Source organism: Wolbachia endosymbiont of Litomosoides brasiliensis, from assembly GCF_013366805.1.
GTDB lineage: Bacteria > Pseudomonadota > Alphaproteobacteria > Rickettsiales > Anaplasmataceae > Wolbachia.
This window is the reverse complement of record NZ_WQMO01000003.1, coordinates 35,189-55,646: the sequence shown is the minus strand read 5'-3', so window position 1 is coordinate 55,646 and position 20,458 is coordinate 35,189. Positions and strand designations below refer to the sequence as shown.

Sequence of the window (20,458 nt, the reverse complement as noted above, 5' to 3'; positions counted from 1 at the left end):
AATGAGAATTGGTATCAGTAAAATTCACACTCGAATCCCAAGATGGAAAAGATGGTGTAACATATATAAACATGGTAAATTGCCCATCATGTTTCTAAGAAACTAAAGGATTATAATATAAGTGATATGATATTTCACCTTGATAATAATCAAAATATCTCAAACCCTATCAACTTTTTTGCACAGTCAATTACTTCAGAATTTGGGAATTGATTTTTAAACCAGGTATACTGACGTTTTGCGTAATGCCTTGTGTTCGTTTGAGCGATTTGTATTGCCTCACTTAAAGTAATCTTACCCTTTAAGTACTTTATGATTTCTGGTGCTCCGTGCACTTTCATAGCTGGCAAGTGTGGAGCTAGTTTCATGCTAAGTAGTTTTTTTACCTCGTCAACCGCCCCACTTTCAATCATTGAAACAAAACGAGAATTTATTTTTCGGTATACGTCCTCACGTTCAGGCAAAATTATATATATCTTAAAATTATCGAATAAAGGAGGCTGCTTATTTTCTTGCCATAAGAAAATTGACTTGCCAGTTGCAGTAACAACTTCAAGTGCCCTTGAAAGGCGATGCGAGTCATTTGCGGATATTTTACCTTGAATTTTTGAGTCTGTGCTTAGCACTAATTTGTAGAACTCCTCTTTACTTAAATTTTTCCTGAGCTCACTTACATTTTTTCTTACTTCCTCGCTTATTTTTGGTATTGCCGATAAACCCTTGATTAAACTACTAATATAAAGCCCACTTCCTCCAGTGAGAATAGGCATTCGCGCATTTTCTAATGCGTAATCAATTTCTCTTTTCAAATCTTCTAGCCATAAACCCACAGAATAATTTTCTTTTACTGGAACATAACCATATAGTTTATAAAGTTCTTCTTGCTTTGGTGGCTGAGCAGTGATTATGGGAATTTCTTTGTACACCTGCTTTGAATCACAGTTTACTATGTTAATATTTCCATACTTTTTTATCAGGTCATTGCATAATTCTGATTTACCTGAAGCTGTGATTCCTGTAATAATTATTATTTTATCTCTCATTAGTATTAATTTAATTAACATATGGTAGGGTGTAGTAAAAATTTAGATTCCACAATCTAAAATTTGGAGATTTTTATGGTAAAAAACAACGACGATAATTCATTTACTAAGCGTTTTGCAAACAGGAGTTCTAACAGCACAGGAGGAAGTTTTTCTAGTAAATATTCATCTCAAAACACCAAAGCACGTGCACTAGAAGAGAGAAAAAAAATTTCCCAGTTAGTAAGCAAAAAAATTGAACCAAAAGAAGCTTTTTCTGAGAGTGCTAGCATAAAAGGTAGAAGCAGAACTGTCAATGAAAGATCTTTTGCTGATGCAACAAGAAGAAGTAGGTCAGATCTTATATATTTAGTCCGTGGTAAAGATCGCGGAAGATCAGCATGGCACTATGTATTAGTTGATAAAGATAAGAAAGAAATGTTTCTCGCAAAAAGTAGAACTGGTTCTATGGATGTTGCGGATTATGGAGAGGTTTTATACTCAGGGTGGGGAGATGATCCGTCACCAGAAATAGTTGATAAAATTAATGAAGAATTTGGAATCTAGCAAATTTGCGGTAAACTTGTAACATTCACACTAACTAGAAAGTTTTGGCAAAGTTTAATATAAGCAACTATTCAACTACTTATGCAAAAGGCCAATCTGATTGCTAAGTTTAGCTATATGATAGCTGAAATAATAAATGCAATACAGAATAATTTGCTAGTGTGTTTTCCAACAGAAACAGTGTATGCTCTTGCTTGCAATGCACTAGATGGTGGAGCTATCGAGAAAACATATCAGGTAAAGAAACGCTCTCAAGATAAGCCACTATCTATATTTGTTAGTGATGTTCGCAGTTTGGCAAAAATAGTAAGTCTAGAGGAAAAACATATTAATTTAATAAATCACTTTTCTCCGGGGCCAATTACCTATATTTTACCGCTCAAAAATAACAACACATTGCCAAATAGGTTCTTTAAAGGTAGTATAGGAATAAGAATACCTGATCACCCTATTGCAATTTCAATATTAAATGGGTTGAAAACTCCAATAGTTGCAACCAGTATAAATGTTTCGGGAGAAAAAAGTGTGTGCAAGGCAAGCGATATACCTCAACCTATTAAGCAACATTTATCTGCAGTGATTGAAGATGATGAATTGGTGTCTAGTATAGAATCTACTATTATCGACTTAACTGGGGATAAGGTTAAGGTTTTAAGAGAAGGCACAATTTCATTGCAAGCAGTAAATAATATGCTTTCAGACTGAAATCTATAAGAAAAAAATGAAAAAAGTAATAGGTCATGATCAAGCTAAAAAAAGATTGATGGATAACTTATCTGTTCAATCTTGGTTAATCTGTGGTAAAAAAGGTATAGGAAAAGCAACACTCGCAAAATCCTTTTCCAATTGGTTTCTTGCAAAAAACCGTAATGAAGTAGCATTGGATTTACACATTGTTGAAGGCGACATCATTGGAGTAGAAAAAGTGAGAGAAGTGAAAGACTCTCTGTACTTAAGTCCTATTCAATCAGAATACAAGATAGCTATAATAGATAGCCTAGAAGCAATGACGAACAACGCTAGAAATGCAATACTAAAAGTATTAGAAGAACCGCCAAAAAACTCTAAAATATTCATAATTAGCCATAGGCCGTACAATACACAAACCACTATTCAATGCAGGTGTTTTCAGCTGAATTTACTGCCATTAACTTACAATGAAACAAAGCAAATTGTTTTATCTCAGTGTAAATTGGACGATAGCACATTTGACGAAATCACTACTCTATTTCCTGGAATGCCAGGAATAATAATAAATGCAATAAGTAGTGATACTTATAACTCATACAAGTGCTTTTATAAATTCCTTCATAATCTAAAGAATCCTGATGCAATTAATAAAGTAATTAATAGCGAAGTTGAACTGGAACTAGCATCATATATAATTCAGGCCTTCATTCTAGAAAACATAAAGAGAGAGGCCAATAATATCGAAATCTTACTTAATCAATGGAGAAAAATAGATGAACTTTTTTCTGCTGCTGGACAGCTTCACTTAGATAAAAAACACGTTTTAACTAACGCAGTTAATATCGTAGTATCAGTTTACGAAGCATAATACTTTTAATATAAATCTGTGATAAAATTTTGTTAGTTTAATATTTGAAGCACTTGATTTGACTGATAGCAAATCAACTGTACGACAATCAGTAGAAGTTTTAATAAAAGCCGTACCGATACCAATTCTCATTATTAATAAGGTCAAATAAGTAACATTGTAGAGTTGTTTAACTGCAGAGCGAGGAAAGAGAGGTAGTAAATTTGCACAAAGCGCCCTCAAGTTACGCAGAATATTCTGTTTTATATAGAACAAAAGTCTCTAACAAGATTGAGTTCGGGTGAGCATGGTGGCAGGTACATAATCTCGATACTTTAGGTACTTTTAAATTTTTTGACTTATGCCAACTAGCATTATCTATGATAAGAAAGGCTTCTCATATTCTTAAATATTGCAATATTTGTTCAAGAAATATATTCATACAATCAGTGTCGACATTAGGTACAAATAAGCTAGAACTCCCTCTATTTCTATGATTAACTGCACTGTAGGAGATAAAAATTTTTTCTACCTAATTTTACTTTAACCTGTGTTCTAACGCCCTTTAAAAATCACCCGTGTCTAACTTTCAAATGTGTGCCACCATGATTCACCAAAGAAAAATAACTCTTGTTCAGGGTGTTTACCAATAGTCCCATTAGATTTTTTTAAACTCTTCTCGCTACCTCCATCTTGTTCATTGCGATCGGCCTTGGCGTAATATATAAAAACTCCATTTTTTGCATATTACGGTGTACTGTAGATTTGCTAACATTTAAGCTAAATTCTTCCTGAATTCCTACTCTCATTTCTTTAATGGTAATATTAGTTTCTTTTGTGTCCAGACTTCAAATTGACTCTGATTCAATCTAGTTTTTCTACAAAGTTGGGGGAGTAAACAATTTTTCCTCTCTTCCAAATTTTAGTGCTTATCCATGCAGTTAGTGCTATTCTTGAAATGCAGCATATTTCTGCTACAGCTGTTATGCTGTGCACAGCATTTAGTTTTTTTGTAACATTGCACTACTTCGTACTTTCTTCAGCATCTCTTTTGCTAATTTTACGATTTTTCATTCAACAGTTTTGATTGCAACACCATTTAAATCTTGCTATCTTATTTACTCCAGTATGGCTTCTTTTCCATCATTGTCTATTCGTTCCTCATATTATGAGAAGCCTTTCTTATTATGGATTATGCTAGTTGGCATAAGTCAAAAAATTTAAAAGTACCTAAAGTATCGAGATTATGTACCTGCCACCATGCTCACCCGAACTCAATCTTGTTAGAGACTTTTGTTCTATATAAAACAGAATATTCTGCGTAATAAAGTCTGTAATAAAATTGCTTTACTTGAGGGCGCTTTGTGCAAATTTACTACCTCTCTTTCTCGCTCCACAATTAAACAACTCTGTAATACCACTCATTTAACCAACTAACAATGAGGATTGGCACAAGCATACAGAAAGAACCAAGCTGAATTAAAAATATAGCTTCAGATCAGAATGTAACCTTAGAGAAGTGGAAAGAGCTATCGAATGGTATTTGCGAAGCAAATTTTAAGCTAAACAAATGCAATCAATATAGCTACTTTGCCAGAATTGGCTATCACATGTTCAATGGCAAGCTAGTTGCACGCAATCATATTACGAAAGAGGAGGCAAAAATTACTAGAGGTTTTCATTGCCTTAAAGTTGTTAAATCAAATGAAGGCAATTATAAATTAAAGTTTTGTAACATTTTAGGTAATGAGTTTTTTGAATATAAAAAACATGATCCACAACATTTTAACGCTTTAGATGAATATAAGCTTGTGGATTTTAGTAGTGCAAAAAAGACTTATAGTCTAAAATTTAAGGAACGTGTTAGTCATGCACCTAAATTTTTCACCGCGGAAAGAGCTGTTGAGCCCAAGTATTAAAACCATTCATTCGACTTGTTTGGGCTAGTTAAAGGTGATAAAGGTAGAAAGGTGGAAGCTCTTGCTGATGAATTTGGTTGTTTTAACAACCAAGATAAATTACATTACTATAATTATCACAAAAGTGCAGAAAGTGATACTTATAATCCTAAAATTTTAGTGTAAAAACGATAAATGTAGATATGAGTAAAATCAACAAATTCTATCTTATCGCTGGATAAGGTGATATAATTATTCATCCTGTTTTGAGAAATTTAAATATATTTTAAAGTTTTTAGGGTTTATTATTGTTATAATAATTCAATAGTGCTCTCCATTATGGAAGACAAGCTGCTTGAATCAGTAAAGAATAATAGTTATTTCAGTAAAGCAATTGAATGGTACTGTCATAGGTATCTGTTTTGCGTAGCAGAAAGGTCTTGGATGGCGTTGATAGTATTGTGCCTCCTAGTGTGCCTGTGCCTATTACTATTAAATATATACTTATTGTTCCCTATTAAAAAAGATTTAAACTTCGTGAAGTATGTAAGTCACACAGAGGATGAGTTTTCTGTAATACGCAAACTTAGTTTTAAAAAAGATGAAGATGAATACACTTCTGTAGCAAGGTACTTAATGAGTAAATATGTTGAAATGTATGAATCTAATAAAGTTGTTGAGCCAGAGTACCAGGAAAATTTCATAAAAAATAACTCTACACATAAAATCTATCAAGGCTTTCAGAAGAAAATGAACGATGAGGCTAGTGATTTATCTTCATCTAAAAGAAAAATTTCCAACATAAATGTAATAAAATTGTCTATTGACCGATCAATCAAAGATCTAATCACGTTTGTTGGAAATGCTACTGTGATTTCCACAACTGAGCAAAATAAGGAAATGAAGGACCATACTATTGAGATTAGCTTTACTTTGTCAAATATAAAGGCAACTCTAGCTGGTATAATACCATTTAAATTTATTGTTAATGGTTATGAATATAAGTAACCGTGTTAAAGTAGTGCCCGTTTAATAGAGCTCAAAATAGGTGCGAAGCTCTTTCTATGATGCCCTGTAACACCATAAAGGTTTATGGCATCTATGTGCTCTTTTGTTCCATATCCTTTATTCTTATACCAGTTATATTTTGGATATTGATTATGCAATTCTTGCATCAGTTTATCTCTTGTAACTTTTGCAACGATTGAAGCCGCTGCAATTGATATGCTTAAACTATCGCCGTTTACTATGGACTTTACTTGCCATCTTGCTTTAGGTGGCTGATTACCATCAATTAGCACATAATCTAACTCTATACCTAATTTTACCAACGCACGTTCCATTGAAAGTTTCGTTGCTTGCAAAATATTATATGAATTTATTTCTGCTACACTTGCTATCCCTATACCAAATTTTGCAATGGATATTATTTTTTCATATAGAATTTGCCTATTCTTAGCGGTCAATTTCTTTGAGTCGTTAATTCCTTCAATGATTATACTTCTACTAGGAAACACTACAGCCGCGGATATTACTGGACCAGCTAGTGGTCCCCTTCCAACTTCGTCTACTCCTGCTATCATTCCTGATAACTTATTTTCTAATGTAAAATCCGGACATGCCATAAGCTTCTATAACAAGAAAGCAACAGTGAAAACTGAACAGATAACAGTAATTATCAAAAATTTTATAACTATTTCGTTTTCGGACCATCCCTTCTTTTCAAAATGGTGGTGTATTGGTGTCATAAGAAAAATCCTTTTTCCCTTTCCATACTTAAATTTTGTATATTTGAAGTACGATACCTGAATAATAACAGATAAAGTCTCTATCACAAAGATCACTCCAATAATAGCAAAAAGCACTTCTCTTTTAATTAAAACACTAGTTAATCCTAGAGCTGCACCAATTGATAAACTGCCAATGTCACCCATAAACATTTTTGCTGGATGCATATTAAACCACAAGAAACTTAAAGTCGCGCCTATAAATGCGATGCAGAATAGGACAACACTTATATCTGCTTGAGTCATATATGCAACTAATCCCAAAGAAACAAAAGAAGTAATGATTTGAGTTGCCACAAGGCCATCTAGGCCATCTGTGAGGTTCACAGCATTAGAAGAGCCAACCACTACAAATGCAGCAAATGGAACATATAGGTAGCCAAAGTCAATCATTACTCCTTTAAATAGGACCGTTTTTGCAAAATCTTCAGCAAAGCATAGCTTAAATACAGATATGCCAACCAGTGCAACAATAAATTGGATGAGTATTTTTGTTTTTGCGCTTAACCCTCGATAGCTATTTGCTTTTAACTTTAAATAATCGTCAATGAACCCAATTAGAGCAAAAGATAGAGTTATAGACACTAGCAACAGAATCTCTGGTGTTGACTGAACCCAAAATAAAATTGGTAGCAAAGAAGAAGCCAGTATTACTATCCCGCCCATGGTAGGTGTATTTCTTTTTGTAATTAAATGACTTTCTGGACTACAGAACCTGATAGGTTGTCTATTTTTGCTAATTTTTTTTAGAAATTTTATAAAATAAGGAGAAAGAATAAACCCAAGAATAAATGAGGTAAAAAATATTTTTGCAGGCAACTTCATCTATCCATTTAAACTAACTGATTGAATACCATATCGGATACTCATAAATATATCATAACGCAGAGATATTGGTAGTCACTCTACCAATATCTCTCTCTTTCCTAAGTAATTTGGAGCGCTGATAATACCTTCTTTTTCCATTCTTTCAACAATATTTGCAGCTCTGTTATAGCCTATTCTAAGCTGTCGTTGAATGTAACTAGTTGAAACTTTTTGATCCCTTTGAATGACAGCTACCGCTTGCTTGTATAGATCATTCTCTCCATCCTCTGTTTCACCTTCTAATTCTGCAGAGGAATCTTCTTTTGTGATTTCCTCCATGTAGTTTGGTTCACCTTGCGTTTTCAGATGATCAACTATATTTTGCACCTCTTCATCACTCACAAATGAGCCATGAACTCGAATAATCTTACCACCAGAAGCCATATAGAGCATGTCACCCATACCAAGCAACTGTTCAGCACCTTGTTCACCAAGTATTGTTCTGCTATCTATTTTAGAAGTGACGGCAAAACTGATTCTCGTTGGAAAGTTCGCTTTTATCACACCTGTTATCACATCCACAGATGGACGTTGTGTTGCTACTACAATGTGTATTCCTGCAGCACGAGCCATTTGAGCTAAACGTTGAATAGAACACTCTATTTCCTTGCCAGCAACAAGCATCAAATCTGCCATTTCATCTATAATTACTACAATATACGGAAATGTCTCCATCTTGATTGGCATCTTTTCAAATAAGGGTTTACCTGTTGTTGAGCTAAACCCAATCTGTACAACACGCTCCAATTCTATCCCACTATTCATCGCTTCTGTGATTTTTTGGTTATAGTTTATTACATTGCGTACATTCAAATATGACATCATGCGATAGCGATTTTCCATCTCCTTTACTACCCACCTAAGAGCAATAACAGCCTTTTTTGGCTCTGTTACTACCGGCGTTATTAAGTGTGGTATTGCATCATATATTGAAAGCTCAAGCATCTTTGGGTCGATCATTATCATCTTACATGCATCAGGACTTAACCGATAAACGAGTGAGAGAATCATAGTGTTAACTGCAACTGATTTACCTGATCCTGTAGTCCCAGCAACAAGCAAGTGAGGCATTTTAGCCAGATCAGCAACAACTGGTTTCCCACTTATTTCTTTACCAAGCGCAATTGGAAGGTTTAAATTTGCATTTTGGTATTCTGATGATTCAAGTAAGTCACGCAGCATAACGATTTCTCGTTCCTTGTTTGGCAATTCTATTCCCATAGCATTTTGTCCACGTATTATTGAAATACGCGCAGATAATGCACTCATTGAACGCGCAATATCATCTGCAAGGCCAATTACTCTTGCAGATTTTGTGCCAGCTTGTGGTTCAAGTTTATATAAAGTTACAACTGGTCCATAACATACACTAATAATTTTTCCTTGTATGCCAAAATCACTAAGGACCTGCTTCAGCAAAAGTAAATTCTTATTGCTCTCCATCTCACTTAGCTGCTTTCTCTGTAAAGATTCTTCTGCTTTAGAAAGTAAGTGGACACTTGGAAACTTAAACTCGTTGAAAGATTCAAAAATCTCTTCAACAACTTTCTTCCGCATTTCTTTTGGTTGCTGCCTAGTAGCAACTTTAGCTCTGTATTTTTTATCCACTACTAATGGTACAGTCGGGTACTCAGCGGCTTTATATAACCTAAAAAACAAAACCCTTACAAAAAGAGAAGCTGCTTTTTTACATAAGAGGAATAACAAGTAAATTGTTCTCCTCCAACCAATTAGCCCTATAATACCTATTAACACTGCTATCATGAACATGTAAAAGGGGCAGTTATTAATTAGTGCATTTCCTATTACTCCACTGTGCATATATCCCGCAGTGATGCCCAGTGGAAGTTGTGGTAATACAGCACATATCCCCAAGTTAATTAATATTGAGTAGAGAATTTTCAGTAGCCTTCTTGATGGTCTAAAGATCAAAAAATAAACTACAGTGGTGGCTATTGTAACACTAATTAATCCAAAAAATTGAACTAATATATCAGCTAAATAAGAACCTACTATTCCACCTAAATTCGTTACTGCTTTATCTGTGACTGTGTTTAAGGATGGATCTTCATAGTTATAGCTAAAAACTGACATATATATGTACATTAAAAGCGACAAGTATATTGCTGCTTTCAAATATTTTTTTAGCATCTACTTAAAGTAGTAAGTTATTGTATATTTTACAAAGTGAATTGCTATTAGCAATATCATTACAGATAAGTCCAACCCGTTGAGTGATCGTATATACCTCCTGACAACTTTTAGCGGTGGATGGATGAGCCTGTCCAAAGTGTGCATTATGTTGCTTAAAACTTCGTTATACATGTTTACTACATTAAGCTTGATCAACCAATCCAGAACAATCCAACATATTAGAATGAAGCTATAAAGATCAAGCAACATATTCAGTAAATATATGATTGGATGCATGCGTGTCCATTATATGAAAATTATATAAAAGATAAGTATTTAGGAATTTTAAATCAATCCCCCTTTTCAAGCTCAACACGTTATTTTACCCTAAGTTAGAGAACTTATTGTGGAAGGTGACTGCGTAGAAATATATTTAAAGTTTTGGTAGCAAGTCTGATAATTCTATTCGCTTATTTTTTATTTACAGAGTATATTTTTAAACATCCCACAAATAACTACTTATCACGCAGTTGGCCTATAGATATAATACTATCATTTAACGAATTCTCAGTACATTTCTCACTTTTATATTCTTTGTCAAAATCGATACTGATTTTGTCAAATATTAAAACATCTCCTGAAATTTTATCATGAAATTCACCAATAGCAAAAAACGGCACGGTAACTTGCTCTTGTTTCCCGCGAAAACTCAAATTAACGCTAAATTTATCCTCAAAAATTTTCAAATCATAAAACTGATGCTGCAATATAATAAGCATTTGAGTGGGATATGACTTTCTTAAGTAATCCGGTATGATAACACTATTAAAACACGTGAAAAATAATATTTCTAAGTGAGGAGTGAAGCTCCCACCTGATATAATACCTAACGCCTTTCTGATAACTTGAAACTTGGCAGAATTGAGTGATTTCTTATAACTTGCCTTATCCATATAAATTTTAAACATGTGAATTCTGGGGAACTTCTGTTACCCGGCGTTCCCTAAACCGTGCTTATAGCAATGAAGTTATAGTGCTTAAATTAAGCAGCTACCGCAACATTGTTTTCAGCAGCAAAATTATCGTTTGCATTTAAATTATGAACTCTTAGCGGTGGTATCTAACCGAGCAAAGTTACCATCTTTACTATGCATGTCGATCCTTACTCGCCCCCATGTAAACTGAAAATATGGTGGAGGCGCCGAGTACTGCCCTCGGGTCCAATACACCTATTACAAGGTAATTTTATTGCCATAGCGTATAAAGTACACTCAGCTATTATATAGTAATATTTAATAAACGTCAAGATATTTAACTTTAAGTTAATCGATAGCTAAAATAAAATTAAAATTTTCAGAAAGAGAATTACTTTACCTGCTTGCCGATGTGATCATAACTGCAGTAGAGATATTTATACCAATTCTAATTGTTAATGGGTTAAATAAGCGACATGGCATCGAAATCAAAATTATGGATGAAAAAGTTACGAAATTAGCATAACGCATATGTTGCAAAAAAACTAAATGTTGTAATCGCAGCAAAAAAGCACAGCATAAACAGCAGTAACAAAAATATGTTGCATTTCAAGAACAGCACTAACTGCATGGATAAAGCACATAGAATTTAGAAGAGAAGAAAAATTATTTACTCCCCCTTAACGTCATAGAAAAACCAGATTGAATCAGAGTCAATTTGAACAAGTTGAAGCATGAATATAAGAGAACCTAATATTACCGTTAAAGAAATGAGAATAAGAATCCAGGGAAAATTTAGCTTGAATATCAACAAGTTTACAGTACACCGTAATATGTAAAAAATGAAGTTTTCATATATTATGTCAAGACCAATTCAATAAACAAGAAAGGTAGATAGGAAGAGTTTTTAAAAAACTTAACAAGACTATTTACGCAATAAAGCCTGTAATACAATTGCTTTTCTTGAGAGCGCTTTGTGCAAATTTACTACCCCCCTTTCTCATTTCACAACTAAATAACTTTGCAATGCCATTTATTTGACCCATTAACAATAAGAATTAGTATAGGGCTACGCCAACGTTCACACAGTTATAAACAGCACGTCTGTTTTTGTTAGCTACATTTAATTTGGCTGATTATAATGTGATTCTGCTACACCCCCATCCTCTCCAGAAGATAAGTGGCAACCATTATTCCCTAACGATTTCTCGTCATAAGTTTCAATATCAAAATACTTTTCATACTTATCTATATTATCACAAAGTGAAAGCGCCCTGACCTTACTCATAATCAAGCCTGTACCAGCAGGAATTAATCTTCCTACTATAACATTTTCCTTCAACCCACTTAAAGGATCTTCTTTTCCACAGAATGCTGCTTCTGTTAGTACTTTTGTTGTTTCTTGAAAAGAGGCAGCGGAAATAAAGGATTTAGTTTCAAGACTTGCCCTAGTAATTCCTTGCAGAATAGGAAGATAACAAGCAGGCCGCTTACCAAAGTTATTCATAACATCATTTCCCTTATCAACTTCCAACTTGTCAATGCTTTCGCCAATCAAGTACATAGTATCACCAGGATCAGTAATTTCTACTTTCTGCAACATTTGCTTTAATATCACCTCTAAATGCTTGTTATCTATACGAACACCCTGCAATCTATAAACTTGCTGTATCTCAGAAATCATATAGTGTGCTAAAGCTTCTAACCCAAGTACACGCAAAATATCATGGAGATCAGGATCACCATCCATCAATAGATCACCTTTACGTACAAAGTCACCCTCATTAACTATTACGTGCTTACTTCTTGACACCAAGTACTCAATTGGAGGAATCTGTTCATCTAAAGGTTTTATGAGTATACTACGTTTTCCTCTCCGATCTTTCTCAGAAAATGCCACATGACCATCTATTTCACTAACAATGGCATGCTCCCTAGGACGCCGTGCTTCGAATAACTCTATAACTCTCGGCAAACCTCCAGTAATATCACGAGTTTTAACTGACTCCCTCGGTGTTCTTGTAATAACGTCACCTGCATGAACCCTCTGACCATCTTGTACATTGAGTACTGCACCAATTGGTATAAAATAACATGCTTCAACACCGCTTGCGAGTGTCATTACCTCACCGTTATCATCAAGTAGCACTATACGAGGACGTAAATTAGCTCCACCGGAGTACAGTTTCCAATCTTTTACTACTTTACTTGATATTCCTGTAGATTCATCCATAACTTCAGTGATTGACACCCCATCTTTTAAATCTTGGTACAATACTGTACCAGTCCTTTCTGTGATAATAGGCAAGGTATAAGGATCCCATTCTGCAATCTTATCACCAATCTTTACTAACTCACCTTCACCTATATAAAGCTTAGCACCATAAGGTACACTATGCCTTAACTTCTCACTACCAAGACTATCAGTTAACACCACTTCACAAGAACGACTTATTACAATTTTATCTCCATTTTTGTCTACAATTATGTTACTGTTATTCAACTTTATTTTGGCATTAATAGAAGCTACAATATTTGAGGATTCAACACCTCTAGTCATTACTCCACCTATGTGGAAAGTACGCATTGTTAACTGAGTACCAGGCTCTCCAACAGACTGAGCAGCTATTACACCAACTGCTTCACCTATCGAAACAATTCTACCAGTTGCAAGATCTCTTCCATAGCACAAAGAACATACTCCCGGACTTACTTCACAAGTTAAAGGTGATCTAATTTTTACAGCATCAAGACCTGCAATATTGATCTGCTTTACCTTATCCTCATCAATTAATTCTCCTGCTTCCACTAATAATTCTTTTGTCACTGGATTATATATATCATTTGCAGCTGTTCTGCCCAATACAACACTTTCTAGAGATGCAACTATAGTACCTCCTTCAACTGTAGCTCTCACAACAAGGCCATTTTTCGTTTTACAGTCACGCTTTGTAACTATACAGTTTTGAGATACATCAACTAAACGACGAGTTAAATATCCAGAATTAGCAGTTTTAAGCGCAGTGTCAGCAAGACCCTTACGTGCACCATGAGTAGAATTAAAATACTCAAATACGTTTAACCCTTCACGGAAGTTGGAAATTATAGGTGTTTCTATGATCTCACCAGAAGGCTTAGTCATAAGCCCTCGCATCCCAGCTAGTTGCTTCATCTGTGAAGTAGAACCCCTTGCACCGGAATTAACCATCATATACACTGAGTTGTACTTACTATCTCTGTCATATATAGATATTGATTTTAACATGTCATTAGCTATCATATCTGTACATTTAGACCATTCATCTATAACCTTATTATATCTCTCACTTCTAGTTATTAGCCCATCTTGATATTGCATAGAGAACTTCCTGATTTCACCCCTTGCACGCTCAACGTGTTCAGCTTTAGTTTCAGGTATAACCAAATCACAACGGCTAAAAGAAATACCAGAAAACGTAGCATATTCAAAGCCAAGTACCATCAACCTATCAGAAAATTCCACTGTAGCGCTTTGACCACAGTTACGATATATTAAATCAACTATACTGGTTACTTCTTTAACTGTTAATACTTGATTTACAAGACCAAAACTTAGATTCTCATGCTTAGGAAAAATCTGCCATAATATTAAGCGACCAGGAGTTGTGCGAATAGTTTTATAGCAAGTTTCACCTTCACTATTTTTATACTCCATTCTATACTTTATATTAGAATGAATATGTAAAGTACCACCACTCAAAGAGTGTTCAACTTCACCGAAAGTGCCTAAAAATGGTAAATCATCATCTTCTTTATCAGTTTGCTCCTGCAAAGTTAAGTAATATATACCAAGTATTATATCTTTACTAGGAACTATAATTGGCCTACCATTGGAAGGGCTTAAGACATTATTGGTTGACATCATCAGTACCCTCGCTTCAAGCTGGGCTTCTAATGAAATCGGCACATGTACTGCCATTTGGTCGCCATCAAAATCTGCGTTAAATGCTGTACAAACAAGTGGATGAAGCTGTATAGCCTTGCCTTCAATAAGGATCGGTTCAAAGGCTTGGATACCAAGCCTATGTAGAGTAGGCGCTCTATTTAGCAAAACAGGATGCTCTTTTATCACTTCTTCCAGCATATCCCAAACTTCTGGCTTCTCTGCTCTTATCAATTTACTAGCAAATTTGATAGTTGGAGCCATACCATACATCTTAAGCTTTGAATAAACAAAAGGCTTAAATAGTTCAAGAGCCATTCTTTTTGGCAACCCACATTGATTCAACTTTAAAGCTGGGCCAACAACTATTACAGAACGTCCAGAATAGTCAACCCTTTTTCCTAAGAGATTCTGGCGGAAACGGCCTTGTTTTCCTTTCAGCATGTCGCTAATAGATTTTTTATATCCAATAGCACCAGCTTTATTTGTTAGAGCATTACGACGGCTATTATCAAAAAGAGAATCAACTGCTTCTTGTAACATTCTTTTTTCATTACGAATCATAATCTCAGGAGGATTCAAGCTTAATAGTTTTCTCAATCTGTTATTTCTATTAATAATAGTTCTATAATGATGATTTAAGTCAGAAACTGCAGGACGACCACTTTCAAGCGACACTAAAGGACGCAAGTCAGGTGGTAAAATAGGTATAGTAGTAAGTATCATCCATTCAGGTCTATTTCCAGATTTAATAAAGTTTTCAATAATACGCAATCTCTTTATAATTTTCTTTCTTCTTATCTCGGAGGTAACAGACTCTAATTCCATTCTTAAATCCTTTCTGATTTGATGTAAATCAAGACAAGTTAGCAACTCTCTTATAGCTTCAACACCTTGCATAGCTACGAAACTATCGATACCATAGTCATCTTTAGCTTCATTATAAGTTTTCTCACTAATAATCTCACCCTTTTCAAAAGGAGAAATAAGGGGATCTATCACAATGTAATTATCACTATACAAAATATTCTCAATATCTCTGAGAGACATGTCTAATAATGCTCCAATTCTTGAAGGGAGTGACTTCAAAAACCATATATGGGCAACAGGGGACGCAAGCTCTATATGACCCATTCTTTCTCTTCTCACTTTAGAAGATGTAACCTCCACTCCGCATTTTTCACATATGCGGCCTCTGTGTCTTCTTTTTTTGTATTTCCCACACAAACATTCATCGTCATTGACTGGACCAAAGATCTTAGGGCAAAATAATCCACCTTTTTCAACTTTAAATGTACGATAATTTGCAGTTGAGACGTCCTTTACCTCTCCGTAAGACATAGACTTAATATTCTCAGGGCTAGCAATTGATATTCCAATCTTATCAAAAGGCTGTGCAATATTAGTGTGAGATATGTCTTCAATAACAACATTATTTTGTTTTAAAGCCACATTTAAACATAAAGAACGTAGTTCTTTTATCATCACATTGAAAGATTCAGGAGTTCCACATTCAAAGTTGCTGTCACCTTTTATTATTGATTCATAAATCTTAACCCTGCCATTAATATCATCAGACTTCACAGTTAGCATTTCCTGTAAAGTATAAGCGGCGCCATAAGCTTGCAATGCCCAACACTCCATTTCACCAAAACGCTGACCGCCAAAATGGGATTTTCCTCCAAGAGGTTGCTGAGTAACCAAACTGTAAGGCCCTACTGAACGTGCATGAATTTTATCATCGACCAGGTGATGCAGCTTAAGCATATACATATAACCAACTGTAACCTTGCGGTCAAATTTCTCACCGGTGCGGCCATCATATGCCTCAGTTTGTCCAGAAGGATCTAAGCCAGCAAGTGTAAATAATTTTGTTATTTTTTTATCCTTCGGACCTTCAAACACAGGTGCAGCAACAGGAATGCCATAACGCAATTTATGTGCAAATTCAATCAAGTTACTATTGCTAATGTTACGAATATTGTTACAAATAGATACGTCACTACCACAGCTATAAACCTCAATGAGGAAGCTACGTAAGTTGTCGCATGCACTTTTATAAGAGTTTAAATAACCTCTTACTAACGTGTTCAATTCATCACTGAGTGTACCTTTATTAGATACATTAACAAGGAAACCCGTTATTTCATCATCACTAACCTCTTCAGCTTTTTTATTATCAAAATATACCACTGCAAATTTTGCAAAGTTATTATCGTCAAGAGATCTAATTTCCTTGCAGAAATCACTGTTAATCTTGTTGATTTCATCCAGAATGTTACCTACTTTTTCTCCTAATTTTTTACACGCCCAACCTACATGAGTTTCCAATATTTGTCCCACATTCATTCTTGACGGAACACCAAGAGGGTTTAGGATAATATCAATAGGGGTACCATCTTCCAAATAAGGCATATCTTCCACTGGTACAACTCGAGAAATCACCCCTTTATTCCCATGTCTACCAGCCATTTTATCCCCTGGCTGCAGGCTATGTTTTACAGCAATGAAAACTTTTACCGACATTGACACACCTTGAGGTAAGTCATAGCCTTCATCTAACTTTTCTACTTTTTGTTTAAACTGTACTATTACACTCGATACTTTTTCATCAAAATCTCTTTTTAATCTCTTGACTTGTTCAGAAATAGATCGATTTCTTAATCCTATACTCCACCACTGTTCACGTTCAATAGCGTCAAGTTTTTCTTGATCTTGAAAGCAAGAATGAACAAGAAGTTTTTTCAGTTCATCATAGAAATATTCACTAGCAACATTAATTATATAATCTCGTTCTTTTTCTAGATCATTCATCTCTTTCTGCTTAATAAGTAGTGCCCTTTCGTTTTCTTCGACCCCTCTACGTGTAAAGACCTGTACATCAATTACTGTTCCTTCAACGTCTGGAGATGTGTATAGAGAGGAGTCTGCACAGTCAAATGACTTTTCACCAAAAATCGTCATTAATAACTTTGTTTCAGGAGGCAATAAAAGGGAAGGTTTAGGTGTAACTTTACCTACAAGAATATAGCCTGGACCAACTCTTGTACCAATTTTTACTATACCACTATCATCTAAGTGATACAGATTTTCTTCATTAACTCCAGGTATAGCACGAGTTATCTTTTCTGACCCTAAAGGAGTATCGTGCACAACACATTCAAATTCCTCTATATGTATTGAAGTAAAGAGATCTTTTTTAACAATTTCACTGGAGATAACAATAGAGTCTTCAAAGTTATAACCTTGCCAAGACATAAAAGCGACCAGCAAATTTTGACCAAGTGCTAGCTCACCACTGTTAATCGCAGGACCATCAGCTATTACATCACCCTCTTTAACATAATCACCTACATGCACTAGTGGTCTTTGATTAATGCAAGTATTATGGTTAGAGCGTTGAAATTTCTTTAAATGATAAATGTCTACACCAAGGTAATTAACCCTTTTTTCATCAAAAGCGCGTATAACTATAGAGTTACTATCAGAACTATCAACTATGCCGTCGCGTTTTGCTAAAACTACAGCACCAGAACCAGAAGCTACAAAAGACTCTATGCCAGTACCAACCAAAGGAGCAGTAGGTTTCAATAAAGGCACAGCTTGACGTTGCATGTTTGAACCCATTAATGCCCTATTAGCATCATCATTTTCTAAAAACGGGATCAAAGATGCTGCAACTGATATTACTTGTTTGGGGGATACGTCAATGTAGCTTACTTGATCACTACTGACCATGACAAAACTACCAGCATATCTACAGTATAGCATGTCGTCGACAAAACAATTATTGTTGTCAAGCTTTGCGCTGGTATCAGCTATATAATACAAACCTTCATCTATGGCAGACAAGTACTCAATTTGATCAGTGGCAACTCTATTAACTACTTTTCTATAAGGGCTTTCAATAAAGCCATATTTGTTAACTCGTGCATATATAGCTAAACTGTTGATTAACCCTATATTTTGCCCCTCAGGAGTTTCAATAGGACAAATTCTTCCATAATGAGTTGGATGAACATCTCGCACTTCAAATCCTGCACGATCTCTTGTTAAACCACCAGGACCTAATGCTGACAATCTCCTTTTATGTGTTATTTCAGATAACGGATTAGTCTGATCCATAAACTGAGATAATTGAGAAGAGTTGAAGAAATCTCTTAAGACATTAGTTAACACTTTTGGATTAATGAAGTCAGATGAGGAAACTTTATCTAAACTAGAAGTAGACATAGAGTCAATTACTGCACGTTCCAGCTTTAATAGCCCAGCTCTAAACTGATTTTCTATAAACTCTCCAACTGACCTTACTCTTCTATTTCCTAAATGATCAATATCATCTACAGATCCTTGGCCATCACGCAGCAATACTATTTTTCTTACAATTTCAATAATATCCTCATGTGTTAAAACAGTTAAATCCTCGTCATAATTTAACCCAAGATAAGAGTTAAGTTTTGATCTACCAATGTTAGATAGGTCATAATACTCAGGGTTAAAGAAAAGATTATGAAAAAGCTCCTCTACTGCTTCTAACACAGGAACCTCACCAGGGCGCAAGACTCTATATATTTCATATAGCGCATCTTGATAAGACATGTTTTCGTCTAAGAAAAGCGTATTCAATATATAAGGACCAACAGATAAATTATCAATGTTTAATACCGATATTTCACGTACGGACAATAACTCAAGCTTTTTTACATCTTCTATCTTTATAGATTCACCGGCAGATAAAATTCTCATAGAGCTAACATTATCTATTAAATCTTCTGCAAGGAACAAACCACATATAGAATCAAAAGGCACTAAGTACTCCTTCAATCCATCATCATGCAGCTTTTTAGCTAATCTTGAAGTAATACGGACGTTAGCCTTAAACAATACATTACCTTCAACATCCATTAAGTCAAAAGGCAATCTAACTCCCTTAAATTTGTCAGGAACAAACGGTACTTTCCAACTATTTTTATATTTTATGTATTTTATCTTTTCATAAAATCTATTAAGTATGTCATTATTTGATAAGCCCAATGCTTTTAATAAGACCGAGATTGGTAATTTTCTTTTTCTGTCAATACGAAAATACAAGAGGTCTTTAACATCAAATTCAATATCAAGCCAAGAACCCCTATAAGGAATAACTCTAGCGGAATAGATTAGTTTACCAGAGTTATAAGTTTTTCCCTTATCACTATCAAAAAATACACCAGGAGACCTATGCATTTGTGAAACTATGACTTTCTCTACACCATTAATGATGAAGGTGCCTTTATCGGTCATCATCGGCAACTCACAGAAATGAACTTCTTGCTCCCCTATAAATTTTATAACGGTTGCAAGCTTAGAATGATCCCCACTCTCTTTAATTGATTTATATTCGTCAAGGGAAATACCATCCTGCATAATAACAAGGCGTATAGAAGCAATAACTCGAGCAGAAAAAGTTATACCACGTTTTATACATTCAGACTCATCGTACTTAGGATTATCTATCCTACAACTTATAAACTCAATAGTCGCTCTGTGCAAAGGATCGTTTACTGGAAAAACTGAATGAAAGATAGACTCAAGTCTTTCATTACCATGACTTCCAGGAGTAAACGACTTGTATGACTCTTTTTGAACTTTAACTAAATCTGATAAAGAATCTTTTAAATCAACTGACCTAGAGTAAGAAACTCTAGGAATAAAAGCACTAGAAGCACACATATAAGAAGAATCAACCATTAAAATACCTCAAACTAACTA

The 20,458-nt window shown here is 34.8% G+C and carries 13 protein-coding genes, 1 other RNA gene and 2 pseudogenes; 7 read left to right on the top strand and 9 right to left on the bottom strand.

Annotated features, from left to right (window positions below):
- Window positions 1-149: 149 nt before the first annotated feature.
- A complete protein-coding gene (gene miaA / locus GO684_RS01175) occupies window positions 150-1,043 on the bottom strand; it encodes a tRNA (adenosine(37)-N6)-dimethylallyltransferase MiaA (RefSeq protein ID WP_175938243.1) in 894 nt (297 codons plus the stop codon).
- Window positions 1,044-1,118: 75 nt separating this feature from the next.
- Between miaA and GO684_RS01170 the strand changes: the two genes are divergently transcribed.
- The 3 genes from GO684_RS01170 to GO684_RS01160 all read left to right on the top strand — a co-directional run bounded on the left by GO684_RS01170 (window position 1,119) and on the right by GO684_RS01160 (window position 3,147).
- The gene (locus GO684_RS01170) at window positions 1,119-1,589 is read left to right on the top strand and encodes a hypothetical protein (protein ID WP_175938229.1); all 471 of its coding nucleotides are present in this window, start codon (window positions 1,119-1,121) and stop codon (window positions 1,587-1,589) included.
- A gap of 117 nt (window positions 1,590-1,706) precedes the next feature.
- A complete protein-coding gene (locus GO684_RS01165; RefSeq protein ID WP_175938242.1) occupies window positions 1,707-2,294 on the top strand; it encodes an L-threonylcarbamoyladenylate synthase in 588 nt (195 codons plus the stop codon).
- Window positions 2,295-2,310: 16 nt separating this feature from the next.
- Window positions 2,311-3,147: a DNA polymerase III subunit delta' gene (locus GO684_RS01160; protein WP_175938228.1), complete on the top strand. Its 837-nt coding sequence runs from the start codon at window positions 2,311-2,313 to the stop codon at window positions 3,145-3,147.
- Between the two features lie 144 nt (window positions 3,148-3,291).
- Here the strand turns inward: GO684_RS01160 and GO684_RS05945 are convergent.
- A pseudogene (locus GO684_RS05945) lies at window positions 3,292-4,225 on the bottom strand (IS630 family transposase); the annotation flags it as partial.
- Between the two features lie 511 nt (window positions 4,226-4,736).
- Here GO684_RS05945 and GO684_RS05050 point away from each other — a divergent pair.
- The 3 genes from GO684_RS05050 (at window position 4,737) to GO684_RS01145 (ending at window position 6,032) form a co-directional block, all read left to right on the top strand.
- A complete protein-coding gene (locus GO684_RS05050; protein ID WP_246228178.1) occupies window positions 4,737-5,045 on the top strand; it encodes a hypothetical protein in 309 nt (102 codons plus the stop codon).
- A gap of 15 nt (window positions 5,046-5,060) precedes the next feature.
- A complete protein-coding gene (locus tag GO684_RS05045) occupies window positions 5,061-5,210 on the top strand; it encodes a hypothetical protein (RefSeq protein ID WP_246228177.1) in 150 nt (49 codons plus the stop codon).
- Window positions 5,211-5,363: 153 nt separating this feature from the next.
- The gene (locus GO684_RS01145) at window positions 5,364-6,032 is read left to right on the top strand and encodes a VirB8/TrbF family protein (RefSeq protein ID WP_175938226.1); all 669 of its coding nucleotides are present in this window, start codon (window positions 5,364-5,366) and stop codon (window positions 6,030-6,032) included.
- Between the two features lie 5 nt (window positions 6,033-6,037).
- Here the strand turns inward: GO684_RS01145 and GO684_RS01140 are convergent, their stop codons facing one another.
- The 6 genes from GO684_RS01140 to ssrA form a co-directional block, all read right to left on the bottom strand.
- The gene (locus GO684_RS01140) at window positions 6,038-6,649 is read right to left on the bottom strand and encodes a ribonuclease HII (protein ID WP_175938225.1); all 612 of its coding nucleotides are present in this window, start codon (window positions 6,647-6,649) and stop codon (window positions 6,038-6,040) included.
- 6 nt (window positions 6,650-6,655) lie between these two features.
- Window positions 6,656-7,636 (bottom strand): phospho-N-acetylmuramoyl-pentapeptide-transferase, encoded by a 981-nt coding sequence (gene mraY / locus GO684_RS01135; RefSeq protein ID WP_175938224.1) that lies wholly within the window; start codon window positions 7,634-7,636, stop codon window positions 6,656-6,658.
- A 75-nt stretch (window positions 7,637-7,711) separates the two neighbouring features.
- Entirely contained in the window at window positions 7,712-9,829 is a 2,118-nt protein-coding gene (locus GO684_RS01130) for a DNA translocase FtsK (RefSeq protein WP_175938223.1), read from the bottom strand.
- Window positions 9,830-10,108 (bottom strand): YggT family protein, encoded by a 279-nt coding sequence (locus GO684_RS01125; protein ID WP_175938222.1) that lies wholly within the window; start codon window positions 10,106-10,108, stop codon window positions 9,830-9,832.
- Between the two features lie 218 nt (window positions 10,109-10,326).
- The gene (locus GO684_RS01120; RefSeq protein ID WP_175938241.1) at window positions 10,327-10,764 is read right to left on the bottom strand and encodes a ClpXP protease specificity-enhancing factor SspB; all 438 of its coding nucleotides are present in this window, start codon (window positions 10,762-10,764) and stop codon (window positions 10,327-10,329) included.
- 21 nt (window positions 10,765-10,785) lie between these two features.
- Window positions 10,786-11,121: a transfer-messenger RNA gene (ssrA, locus tag GO684_RS01115) on the bottom strand.
- Between the two features lie 185 nt (window positions 11,122-11,306).
- Between ssrA and GO684_RS05040 the strand changes: the two are divergent.
- Window positions 11,307-11,621 (top strand): annotated as a pseudogene (locus tag GO684_RS05040) (IS630-like element ISWpi10 family transposase); the annotation flags it as partial.
- A gap of 287 nt (window positions 11,622-11,908) precedes the next feature.
- Here the strand turns inward: GO684_RS05040 and GO684_RS01110 are convergent.
- A complete protein-coding gene (locus GO684_RS01110) occupies window positions 11,909-20,437 on the bottom strand; it encodes a DNA-directed RNA polymerase subunit beta/beta' (RefSeq protein ID WP_175938221.1) in 8,529 nt (2,842 codons plus the stop codon).
- Window positions 20,438-20,458 lie beyond the last annotated feature (21 nt).